Source organism: Streptomyces sp. 549, assembly GCF_030124175.1.
Lineage (GTDB): Bacteria > Actinomycetota > Actinomycetes > Streptomycetales > Streptomycetaceae > Streptomyces.
The window spans coordinates 121,554-133,269 of record NZ_JASKMT010000008.1; the positions used below are offsets into that span (position 1 = coordinate 121,554).

The following is an 11,716-nucleotide window of genomic DNA, read 5'->3' on the forward strand; positions in this document are numbered from 1 at the left end:
CTCAGCTCTGGCCCAGACGGTAGACGCGGCGGGCGGTGGCGGCCGACACCATCGCCGCCACCCGGTCTGCGTCGGTGCGGGCGCACTGGCCCTCCGCCACCCAAGCCGCCAGCAGCCGGTCCAGTGCCGAGACGAACCGGCGGGCGGCGACCACGTACAGCTCCGGCAGGGCCCGCGCACCACTGGAGAACAGCAGCTTGCCGAACGGGGCCTCGCCGAGCGTGCGCGCCGGATCGGGGCCCACGTCGGCGTAGACGTGCGGGAACGCCGCCGCGAGCTGGGCGGCCCGGCGGTGGTGGGGGTGCCGGGGCAGCAGCACCACGGTGGCGCCCAGACTCTGGGTGGTCCGCAGGAAGGCGGCCAGTGGAGCGGGGTCACCGCAGTGCACCTGGACCGGGCGGCCGGTGGCCAGCGCGCTCCACAGCAGGTGCCGGACGACGACCGGTTCCGGCGGCCTGTCGCGGTCGCGCAGCCAGCGTCCGGCGGCCCGCAGCACCTCGGGCAGGGCGGGAGCCTCGGCCTCCAGGAAGCCGTCGCCGGAGACGAAGGTGACGGTCTGGCGTGCCGCGGCGTGCAGCGCCTCTGCGGTGTTGGACAGGAACGAGCCGACCGTCCCCGAGGTGTCGGCGACCTGGGCGGCGAGCTGGTCCAGGCACACCGCCTCGTGCGCCCGGGCGCGGCCCGCCGAGGCCAGCTCGGCGGGGGTGGTCAGCTCCCCGCCGGTCTGCGGATCGGGCCCCACCAGGTAGGTGCCGATGCCGCTGCCGCGCAGCAGCGCCCGCCCCGCCGCGTAGGCCCCCAGCTCCCGGCGCCGGGCCAGATACCGCACCGCCGAGCAGTGCGGCTCCAGCCCCAGCAGCGGCGGACACCAGCGGCGCACGGCCAGTCCCAGCCGGCTGTCGAAGAAGGTCGCCCCGGCCGGCCCGGGGGAGGGGCCGCCGCCTGCGGCGACGGCCAGATGGGCCTCGAACGCACCCAGACCCAGTTCTCCGTGCAGGGCGCCACGGCTGTACTGGTCGACAAGGGGCTCCATGCCGGGTCTAACGCCCGGGTGACCGCTCAGGTATTGCTCGGCCCGCCGATCTGGATGCCGGCCATGCGCGACCACTCGTAGGGGCCGGTGTGCACCCGGGCCGCCATCTCGCCGTCGAACTCCTCGTGCACGGTGATGCCCGACTGGCGCACGGCTTCCTCGGCCTGCGCCACGCTGTCGGCCACCAGGTCGCCCCACTGCCCGTCGGCCCCGACGAGGGAGATGCGGGCGCCGGCCTGGCCCAGGTACGCGATGTGGCCGTCGGCGCTGCCGCCGTGGGCGGCGGTGAACGCCTGGATGTGCCGGACGAGGCGGGCCGTGCGGCGCTCGGCGCGCTTGTCGACGGCCGGCTCGGCGGGCTTGTCGTCGTGCTGCTTCGTCTCTGCCATGCCCCGATGCTACCCGCGGGTAGATCAACGGGCGACGGGGTGCGCCGGTGGCCTGCGCCACCCCGGGTGCGGGAGGTGCGCAGGCCGAACCGAGACGCATCGACTGGGGCTGACAAGGGGGCTGCCAGGGGGATGCGAACGCGGAGGCAGGCGCCCGTCAGCGCAGGAAGGGGTCGATCGCGACGGCGACGAACAGCAGCGACACGTAGGTGATGGACCAGTGGAACAGCCGCATCTCCTTCAGCTTCGTCCCGGTCACGCCGGACTTCGCCCGCGAGTGCAGGGCGTGCGCCTCCCACAGCCACCAGCCGCCGGCCACCGCGGCGACCAGGGGGTAGAACCAGCCGACGTAGCCCAGCGGCCACAGGGCCAGGGACACGGCGACCATCATCCAGCTGTAGAGCACGATCTGCCGGGACACGGTCCGGTTGGAGGCGATCACCGGCAGCATCGGCACGCCGACCCGGGCGTAGTCGTCCTTCACCTTCATCGACAGCGGCCAGTAGTGCGGCGGCGTCCAGAAGAAGATGACCAGGAACAGCACGATCGCCGCCCAGCTCACCTCGTTGCGCACCGAGGACCAGCCGATGAGCACCGGCATGCAGCCCGCGATGCCGCCCCACACGATGTTCTGCGAGGTCCGCCGCTTGAGCAGCATGGTGTAGACGACCACGTAGAAGAGCAGGGCGCCCAGCGACAGCGCGGCGGAGAGCCAGTTGACGAGCAGCCCGAACCAGAGCGTCGACACGACCGCCAGGGTGAGGCCGAAGACCAGCCCCTCGCGGGGGGTGACGACACCGGTCACCAGGGGCCGCTGCGCGGTGCGGGACATCAGCGCGTCGATGTCGCGGTCGATGTACATGTTCAGCGCGTTGGCACCACCTGCGGAGAGGTAGCCGCCGACGCAGGTGACGAGCACCAGCCACAGGTCGGGCACGCCCTGCGCGGCGAGGAACATCACCGGAACGGTGGTGATGAGGAGGAGTTCGATGATCCGGGGCTTGGTCAGAGCCACGAAGGCCTTGACCCGGACGCCGAACGGCGACCGGTGGCCGGTCCCCGTTTCGAGCGTCCCCGCGGGACGGGATTCGACGGCCGTCACGAACACCCCTGATCACAAGCGACATCCGCGGCAGACTGCCGCGAGGGAACAAGCGAGTACCGGCGTGCAGACCCGGTGTAGGACTCGCACGTACCACGCCACTTTAGACGCCCTGCGAAGTTCGTCCGCCCCCGGGGTCGCCGTGTTGGCGGTGCCCCGCCGCGCGCCCCTCCGTACGGCCGGTGGCACCCGGTCGGCGGCGTTCGGCATGACCGGGTGCCGCCGACCGGGTGCCCGCCGGTCCCGATCGCGGCGCCCGAGCGGCCGCCGCGGTTTCCCGTCAGGCGCCCCCGGGTACCCCGACCGACCCCGGATGAGTGGTTCGCGGGAACAGCACGTAATACTGAGCGGTTGCCCTGAGGAACGGGTGACCAACGAGCGAACAGAGGAAATGCCGCGTGACCCGTCAGGGGTAGGCTCGGCAGCGCCCGGTGCGGCACAGGTCACCGGCTTCCGTCATGTGGAGAGGAGCCCTGAGTCAGGGTGAGCAGCAAGCCGACCACCACACATCCCGAGTCGACGTTCGAGTGGACCGATCTGGACCAGCGAGCCGTCGATACGGTCCGGGTCCTGGCGATGGACTCCGTGCAGAAGGTCGGCAACGGCCACCCCGGCACGGCCATGTCCCTCGCGCCGGCCGCCTACGTGCTCTTCCAGAAGCTGATGCGGCACGACCCGGCCGACTCGCACTGGAGTGGCCGCGACCGCTTCGTGCTCTCCGTAGGCCACTCCAGTCTGACGCTGTACATCCAGCTCTACCTGGCCGGATACGGCCTGGAGCTGGAGGACCTGAAGTCGTTCCGCACCTGGGACAGCAAGACCCCCGGGCACCCGGAGGTCCACCACACCACCGGTGTGGAGACCACGACCGGGCCGCTCGGCCAGGGCATCGGCAACGCGGTGGGCATGGCGATGGCCGCCCGCTACGAGCGCGGCCTGTACGACCCGGAGACCCCCCAGGGCGAGTCGCCCTTCGACCACACCGTCTGGGTGTTCTGCGGCGACGGCGACCTCCAGGAGGGCGTGGCCGCGGAGGCGTCCTCGCTCGCCGGCCACCAGAAGCTCGGCAACCTGGTGATGCTGTGGGACGACAACCACATCTCCATCGAGGGCGACACCGAGACGGCCGTCTCCGAGGACACCCTCAAGCGCTACGAGGCGTACGGCTGGCACGTGCAGCGTGTCGAGCAGGGCGAGAACGGCGACCTCGACCCCAGGGCCCTGCACGAGGCGATGGTCGCGGCGCGTGCCGAGACCTCCCGCCCGTCGCTCATCGCCGCCCGGTCGATCATCGCCTGGCCCGCGCCGAACGCGCAGAACACCGAGGCCGCGCACGGCTCGGCGCTCGGCGCCGAGGAGGTCGCCGCCACCAAGCGGGTGCTCGGCTTCGACCCGGAGCAGCAGTTCCAGGTCGACGAGGAGGTGCTCACCCACACCCGGTCGGCCCTCGACCGCGGCCGTGAGATGCACGGCGAGTGGGACAAGTCCCTCGCCGCCTGGCGCAGCGCCCAGCCCGAGCGCGCCGTGACCTTCGACCGGATCCGCGAGCGCCAGATGCCCGACGGATGGCGGGACGCGGTGCCGAGCTTCGAGCCTGGCAAGGACGTCGCCACCCGCAAGGCGTCCGGCGCGGTGCTGAAGGCCATCGGCGAGGTCCTGCCCGAGCTGTGGGGCGGCTCCGCCGACCTGGCCGGCTCCAACAACACCACCATCGCCGACACCTCGTTCCTGCCGGAAGGCAACAGCCTCCCGGGCGCCCACCCGTACGGCCGGACGGTGCACTACGGCATCCGCGAGCACGCCATGGGCGCGGTGATGAACGGTGTCGCGCTGCACGGCAACACCCGCATCTACGGCGGCACCTTCCTGGTCTTCTCCGACTACATGCGCCCCGCGGTGCGGCTGGCCGCCCTGATGAAGGCGCCCGTCACCTACGTCTGGACGCACGACTCGATCGGTCTGGGCGAGGACGGCCCCACGCACCAGCCCGTCGAGCACCTGTCGGCGCTGCGCACCATTCCCGGCCTCAACGTGGTCCGGCCCGCCGACGCCAACGAGACGGCCACCGTCTGGGCCGAGGTCCTGGACCGGCACGCGCTGCACCCGGCGCCGCACGGCATCGCCCTCACCCGGCAGAACGTGCCCACCTACGAGGCGAACCCGGACGCGGCCAAGGGCGGCTACGTGCTGTTCGAGGCGGAGGGCGGCACCCCGCAGGTGGTGCTGATCGCCACCGGTTCCGAGGTCCAGCTCGCCGTGGAGGCCCGTGAGACGCTGCAGGCCGCCGGCGTGCCGACGCGTGTGGTGTCCATGCCGTGCGTGGAGTGGTTCGACGAGCAGGACGCCCAGTGGCGCGACGCGGTGCTGCCGCCGTCGGTCCGGGCCCGGGTGGCCGTGGAGGCGGGGGTCGCCCTGACCTGGCACCGCTTCGTCGGCGACGCCGGCCGGATCGTGTCGCTGGAGCACTTCGGCGCCTCCGCCGACTACCAGACCCTCTACCGCGAGTTCGGCATCACCGCCGACGCCGTGGTCGCGGCTGCCCGGGAATCACTCGAAGCCGCCGCACGCTGACGCCTGCACCCGACTCACCAGGAGATGCAATCCCCATGACAGACGCACTCAAGCGCCTCTCCGACGAAGGCGTCGCGATCTGGCTGGACGACCTGTCGCGCCAGCGCATCACGTCCGGCAACCTCGCCGAACTGCTCGACCAGAGCCACGTCGTCGGTGTCACCACCAACCCGTCGATCTTCCAGAAGGCGATCTCCTCGGGCGACGGCTACGACCAGCAGCTCGCCGACCTGGCCACCCGCGGTGTCAGCGTGGAGGAGGCGCTGCGGATGATCACCACCGCTGACGTGCGCGACGCCGCGGACATCCTGCGCCCGGTGTTCGACGCCACCAACGGCCGCGACGGCCGGGTGTCCATCGAGGTCGACCCGCGCCTGGCCCACCGCACCGCGCCCACCGTCGCCGAGGCCAAGCAGCTGGCCTGGCTGGTGGACCGGCCCAACACCCTCATCAAGATCCCGGCCACCCAGGGGGGCCTGCCGGCGATCACCGAGGTGATCGCCACCGGCATCAGCGTCAACGTCACGCTGATCTTCTCGCTGGACCGCTACCGTCTGGTGATGGACGCCTACCTGGCGGGCCTGGAGAAGGCCGACGCCAAGGGCCTGGACATCTCCAGCATCTACTCGGTGGCGTCGTTCTTCGTCTCCCGGGTCGACACGGAGATCGACAAGCGCCTCGACGCGCTGGGCACCGACGAGGCGGCGGCTCTCAAGGGCAAGGCCGCCCTCGCCAACGCGCGGCTGGCCTACCAGGCGTACGAGGAGGTCGTCTCCTCCGACCGCTGGAAGGCCCTGGAGGCCAAGGGCGCCAACGTGCAGCGCCCGCTGTGGGCCTCGACCGGCGTGAAGGACCCGTCCTACCCGGACACCCTGTACGTGACCGAGCTGGTCGCGCCGAACACGGTCAACACCATGCCCGAGGCCACGCTGGAGGCCACCGGCGACCACGGCAAGATCACCGGCGACACCGTGCGCGGCACCTACCAGCAGGCCAGGGCCGACCTGGACGCCGTCGCCGCGCTGGGCATCCCCTACGAGGAGATCGTCGAACTGCTCGAGGTCGAGGGGGTGGAGAAGTTCGAGGCCTCCTGGAACGAACTGCTGGACTCCACCCAGGCGGAGCTCGAGCGACTCGCCCCGAAGGAGGCGTAAAGCAGTTGAGCGGCGCTTCCGGCAGCAATGCCAACCCGCTGCGTGACGTTCAGGACCGGCGGCTCCCGCGTATCGCGGGGCCGTCCGGCCTGGTCATCTTCGGCGTCACCGGCGACCTGTCACGCAAGAAGCTCATGCCGGCCGTCTACGACCTCGCCAACCGCGGCCTGCTGCCCCCGGGTTTCTCCCTGGTGGGCTTCGCCCGCCGCGACTGGGAGCACGAGGACTTCGCCCAGGTGGTGCGGGACGCCGTCAAGGAGCACTCGCGTACTCCGTTCCGCGAGGAGGTCTGGCAGCAGCTCGCCGAGGGCATGCGCTTCGTGCCGGGCGTCTTCGACGACGACGAGGCGTTCCACACCCTCAAGAGCACCATCGAGGAACTGGACAAGGCGCGCGGCACCGGCGGCAACTTCGCCTTCTACCTGTCCGTGCCGCCCAAGTTCTTCCCCACGGTCGTGCAGCAGCTGAAGAAGCACGGCCTCTCCGACGCTCCCGAGGGTTCCTGGCGGCGGGCCGTCGTCGAGAAGCCCTTCGGGCACGACCTCAAGAGCGCCCAGGACCTCAACCAGGTCGTGCACGGCGTGTTCCGCGCCAGCGAGGTCTTCCGGATCGACCACTACCTCGGCAAGGAGACGGTCCAGAACATCCTGGCGCTGCGCTTCGCCAACACGATGTTCGAGCCGCTGTGGAACCGCAGCTACGTCGACCACGTGCAGATCACCATGGCCGAGGACATCGGCATCGGCGGCCGGGCCGGTTACTACGACGGCATCGGCTCGGCGCGGGACGTCATCCAGAACCACCTGCTCCAGCTGCTCGCGCTCACCGCGATGGAGGAGCCCTCCTCCTTCGACGCCAAGGCGCTGGTCACCGAGAAGCTGAAGGCGCTGAACGCCGTCCGGCTGCCGTCCGACCTGGGCCTGCACACCGTGCGCGGCCAGTACACGGGCGGCTGGCAGGGCGGCGAGAAGGTGCCCGGCTACCTGGAGGAAGAGGGCATCGACCCCGAGTCGACCACCGACACCTTCGCCGCCATCAAGCTGGAGATCGACAACCGCCGCTGGGCGGGGGTGCCTTTCTACCTCCGCACCGGCAAGCGGCTCGGCCGCCGCGTCACCGAGATCGCGGTGGTCTTCCAGCGGGCCCCCTACTCCCCGTTCGACACCACCGACACCCAGGAGCTGGGGCAGAACGCCCTGGTCATCCGGGTGCAGCCGGACGAGGGCGTCACCATCAGGTTCGGCTCCAAGGTGCCCGGCACCTCGATGGAGATCCGGGACGTCACGATGGACTTCGCCTACGGCGAGTCCTTCACCGAGTCCAGCCCGGAGGCCTACGAGCGGCTCATCCTGGACGTGCTGCTCGGCGACGCCAACCTCTTCCCCCGGCACCAGGAGGTCGAGCGGTCCTGGGAGATCCTCGACCCCGTCGAGGAGTACTGGGACAACCACGGCAAGCCCGAGCCGTACACCGCCGGGACCTGGGGTCCCAAGGCGGCCGACGAGATGCTCGCACGCGACGGCAGGAGCTGGCGCAGGCCATGAACATCGACCTCACAGACACCACTTCCAGCCAGGTCAACGCCGCGCTGGTGAAGGCGCGGCGGGCGGCCGGCTTCCCCGCCGTCGGCATGGTGCTGACCCTGGTCATCGTCACCGACGAGGGCAACCACTACGACGCGCTGCGGGCCGCCAACGACGCCTCCAAGGAGCACCCCTCCCGCATCCTGGTCGTCATCCGGCGACCGGGACGCTCCCCCCGCGACCGGGCCAGGGCCCGGCTGGACGCCGAGGTCCGCCTCGGCGGCGAGACGGGGACGGGCGAGACGGTCCTGCTGCGCCTGCACGGCGAACTGGCCTCGCACGCCCACAGCGTGGTGCTGCCGCTGCTGCTGCCGGACGCCCCGGTGGTTGTGTGGTGGCCAGAGGACGCCCCGGACAACCCGGCCAAGGACCTGCTGGGCACACTCGCGCAGCGCCGCATCACCGACGCGGCGGCCAGCGAGGACCCGGTGGCCGCCCTCGACCGCCGCGCCGAGACCTACAGCCCCGGCGACACCGACCTCGCCTGGACCCGGGTGACCCCGTGGCGCAGTGTGCTTGCGGCGGCGCTCGACCAGCGGCACGGCACCCTCACCGCCGCCGTGGTCGAGGGGGAGGAGTACAACCCCAGCGTCGACCTGCTCGCGCTGTGGCTCGCGGCCCGGCTGCGCATCCCGGTGGAGCGGGCCCGGTCGGCCGGTCCCGGCATCACCTCGGTCCGGATGGACACCCGCGAGGGCGAGATCAGCCTCAACCGCGCGGACAGCCCGGTCGCGCACCTCTCGGTGCCGGGGCAGCCCGACCGCCAGGTGGCACTGCACCGCCGCTCCACCGCGGACCTCATCGCGGAGGAACTGCGCCGCCTCGACCCGGACGAGGCGTACCACGAGGCGCTGTGCCACGGCCTGAGCAAGCTCGACGGCGGCTCGCAGCCCCCTGCCGGTGCGCCGGCCGCAGCGTCTCCCACAGCCACCGCGTCTCCCACAGCCACCGCGTCCACCGCGGCTTCGGACGCCTCGGCCCCGGCCGGGCAGGCGTCCACGACCCGGCCCCCGGCCGAGGAGAGCCTGCGGAGGCTCCGGCCCGACCAGGCCCCCAAGCCCAAACCGCCGACGTCCGCACCCGTGGCGCCGGCCGCGTCCGGGCAGCAGCGGACCGACCCCGAGCCGTCCCCCGAGGCCGTCGAGGAACGTGCCGCAGCAGCCGCGAAGGAGGCAGACGGATGAACGACCGCTCCCAGGTGGTGGTCCACCGCGACACCGCCGAGATGGCCCGAGCGACCGCGGCCCGGCTGCTGACGCTGCTCGCCGAGGCGCAGACCGCCCGCGGCACCGCCTCGGCGGTGCTCACCGGCGGACGCAACGGCAACGCGGTGCTCGCCGCGCTGGCCGGCTCCGCCGCCCGGGACACCGTCGACTGGTCCCGGGTGGACCTGTGGTGGGGCGATGAGCGTTTCCTGCCGGACGGCGACCCCGAGCGCAACCACACCCAGGCCCGGGAGGCGCTGCTCGACGCACTGCCGCTCGACCCGGCCCGGGTGCACGCCATGCCCCCGTCCGACGGCCCGCACGGCGACGACCCCGACGCTGCGGCGGAGACCTACGCCGGGGAACTCGCCGAGGCGGCCGGCGCCGCGGCGGCCGGCGCCGAAGCGGTGCCCGCCTTCGACGTGCTGCTGCTCGGCGTGGGCCCCGACACCCATGTGGCCTCGCTGTTCCCCGGCTTCCCCGCGGTGCACGAGACGGGCGCCAGCGTGGTAGCGGTCCGCGACGCGCCCAAGCCGCCGCCGACCCGGATCACGCTGACCCCGCCGGCGATCCGGGCCGCCCGGGAGGTGTGGCTGCTGGCCGCCGGCGAGGACAAGGCCCAGGCCGCGGCGCTGTCCGTGGCCGGGGCCGACCCGGCCGTCGCCCCTGCGGCCGGCGCGCGGGGGACGGAACGCACCCTGTGGCTGCTCGACGAGGCCGCCGCCGGTCAGCTTCCGGAGCCGGTCCGCGACGCGCTCTCCTGAGCCCGTCCGCAACCCGCTGGGGGCGTCCACCGGACCAGGTGGACGCCCCCAGAGCCGTTCTCCGGCCCGCTGCCCGGGCCGTCACCGCGCCGGGCGGCCCACTCCCGCCCGCAGGCTGACGCCGCCCGCGGGCTCACTCCCACTTGAAGAAGCGCGCCGCCGCGGCCAGCCCCACCGCTGCCCACGCCACGAGCACACCCAGCGCGCCCCACGGCATGCCCGCGCCGTCGCGCAGCACGTCCCGCAGGCCCTCGGAGAGCGCCGCCACCGGCAGCAGCCCCAGTACGCCCTGCGCCACCTCGGGGAACTTCTCCAGCGGCACCACGACACCGCCGCCGATCAGCAGCAGGATGAAGACCAGGTTGGCGGCGGCCAGCGTCGCCTCGGCCTTCAGCGTGCCGGCCATCAGCAGGCCGAGCCCGGCGAACGCCGCGGTACCGGCAACCAGCAGCGCCGCCGCCGCGAGCGGGTTGCCGCGCGGCGACCAGCCCAGGGCGAGCGCCACCGACACCAGCAGCACCACCTGCAACAGCTCGATCACCAGCACCGAGCAGGCCTTGGCGGTCAGCAGCGCCCAGCGCGGCAGCGGGGAGGTGCCCAGCCGCTTGAGCACGCCGTAGCGCCGCTCGAAGCCGGTGGAGATGGCAAGGCCGGTGAACGCCGTGGACAGCGCAGCCAGGGCCAGGATGCCGGGCGTCAGGAAACCGATGCGGTCGCCGGAGCCGGTGTCCACCAGCTGCACGGTGCCGAACAGCACCAGCAGCAGCGTCGGGATCACCACCGTCAGCAGCAGCTGCTCACCGTGCCGAAGCAGCATCCGGGTCTCCAGCGCCGCCTGCGCCGCGATCATCCGCACCGCCGGGGCGGCGCCCGGCTTCGGCGTGTAGGTGCCCGTGCTCGACTCGCTCACCCGCGCAGCTCCTTGCCGGTCAGTTCCAGGAAGACGTCCTCCAGCGTGTGCCGCTCCACCGAGAGCCGCTCGGGCATCACCCCGTGCTGCGCGCACCAGGAGGTGACGGTGGCCAGCAGTTGCGGGTCGACGGCGCCGGTGACCCGGTAGCTGCCCGGGGTCAGCTCGGCGGCGGCCGAGTCGGGCGGCAGCGCCTTGAGCAGCGAGCCGACGTCCAGGCCGGGGCGGCCGGTGAAGCGCAGCGAGTTCTCCGCGCCGCCGCGGCACAGCTCCTCCGGGCTGCCCTCGGCGATCACCCGCCCGGCGTCGATGATGGCCACCTGATCGGCCAGCTCCTCCGCCTCGTCCATGTAGTGCGTGGTCAGGACGGTGGTCACGCCGTCCGCCCGCAGCTCGCGGACCAGGGCCCAGACGGCGTGCCGGGCCTGCGGGTCGAGCCCCGCGGTGGGCTCGTCCAGGAACAGCAGCTCGGGGCGCCCGACGAGGGCCATCGCCATCGCCAGCCTCTGCTGCTGGCCGCCGGAGAGCCGCCGGTAGGGGGTGCGCCCGCACGATCCCAGGCCGAGCCGGGTGATCAGCGAGTCCACGTCCAGCGGGTGGGCGTGCAGCCGGGCCATGTGCCGCAGCATCTCCTCCGCGCGCACCCCCGGGTACACGCCGCCGCTCTGCAGCATCACCCCGATCCGGGGCCGCAGCGCCGCAGCGTCGGCGACCGGGTCCAGGCCCAGCACCCGCACCGTCCCGGCGTCCGGCCGCCGGTAGCCCTCGCAGACCTCGACGGTGGTGGTCTTGCCGGCCCCGTTGGGTCCCAGCACCGCTGTCACGGTGCCGCGGGCCACCCGCAGGTCGAGCCCGTCCACCGCGGCCTTGCGCCCGTAGCGCTTCACCAGCCCTGCGACCTCGACGGCCGCCGTATTGTGCATACCGGCGAGTCTAGGGATCGCCCGCGCGACCGGCCGCCCGGGGGTGAGCGGGACCGGCGCGGCCTCCCGGGTAAGGCTTGCC

Annotated in this window: 10 protein-coding genes; 5 read left to right on the forward strand and 5 right to left on the reverse strand. The window is 72.8% G+C overall.

The genetic code is table 11. The features are described 5' to 3' along the window. Position 1 precedes the first annotated feature (1 nt). From QNO07_RS12345 to QNO07_RS12355, 3 genes are all read right to left on the reverse strand, one after another. Positions 2-1,033: an amidohydrolase gene (locus QNO07_RS12345; RefSeq protein WP_283991861.1), complete on the reverse strand. Its 1,032-nt coding sequence runs from the start codon at positions 1,031-1,033 to the stop codon at positions 2-4. A 26-nt stretch (positions 1,034-1,059) separates the two neighbouring features. Then, entirely contained in the window at positions 1,060-1,422 is a 363-nt protein-coding gene (locus QNO07_RS12350; RefSeq protein WP_283991862.1) for a hypothetical protein, read from the reverse strand. A gap of 157 nt (positions 1,423-1,579) precedes the next feature. Further along, a complete protein-coding gene (locus QNO07_RS12355; protein WP_283991863.1) occupies positions 1,580-2,524 on the reverse strand; it encodes a heme o synthase in 945 nt (314 codons plus the stop codon). Positions 2,525-3,007: 483 nt separating this feature from the next. Here QNO07_RS12355 and tkt point away from each other — a divergent pair, with 483 nt between their 5' ends. Genes tkt through pgl form a run of 5 tightly spaced genes read left to right on the forward strand, consistent with a single transcriptional unit; the run spans position 3,008 to position 9,801 of the window. Next, on the forward strand, positions 3,008-5,095 hold the full coding sequence (tkt, locus tag QNO07_RS12360; RefSeq protein ID WP_283991864.1) for a transketolase: 2,088 nt from the start codon (positions 3,008-3,010) through the stop codon (positions 5,093-5,095). A gap of 35 nt (positions 5,096-5,130) precedes the next feature. Further along, entirely contained in the window at positions 5,131-6,249 is a 1,119-nt protein-coding gene (gene tal, locus QNO07_RS12365; RefSeq protein ID WP_283991865.1) for a transaldolase, read from the forward strand. Positions 6,250-6,254: 5 nt separating this feature from the next. Next, the gene (gene zwf, locus QNO07_RS12370) at positions 6,255-7,793 is read left to right on the forward strand and encodes a glucose-6-phosphate dehydrogenase (protein ID WP_283991866.1); all 1,539 of its coding nucleotides are present in this window, start codon (positions 6,255-6,257) and stop codon (positions 7,791-7,793) included. Beyond that, positions 7,790-9,016, forward strand: a complete 1,227-nt coding sequence (gene opcA, locus QNO07_RS12375) for a glucose-6-phosphate dehydrogenase assembly protein OpcA (protein ID WP_283991867.1) — start codon at positions 7,790-7,792, stop codon at positions 9,014-9,016. Before zwf ends, opcA begins: the two co-directional genes overlap by 4 nt. Then, entirely contained in the window at positions 9,013-9,801 is a 789-nt protein-coding gene (pgl, locus tag QNO07_RS12380) for a 6-phosphogluconolactonase (RefSeq protein WP_283991868.1), read from the forward strand. Before opcA ends, pgl begins: the two co-directional genes overlap by 4 nt. 133 nt (positions 9,802-9,934) lie before the next feature. Here the strand turns inward: pgl and QNO07_RS12385 are convergent, their stop codons facing one another. Both QNO07_RS12385 and QNO07_RS12390 read right to left on the reverse strand, forming a co-directional pair. Next, on the reverse strand, positions 9,935-10,651 hold the full coding sequence (locus QNO07_RS12385; RefSeq protein WP_283991982.1) for an ABC transporter permease: 717 nt from the start codon (positions 10,649-10,651) through the stop codon (positions 9,935-9,937). 56 nt (positions 10,652-10,707) lie between these two features. Further along, positions 10,708-11,634, reverse strand: a complete 927-nt coding sequence (locus QNO07_RS12390; RefSeq protein WP_283991870.1) for an ABC transporter ATP-binding protein — start codon at positions 11,632-11,634, stop codon at positions 10,708-10,710. Positions 11,635-11,716: the final 82 nt, after the last annotated feature.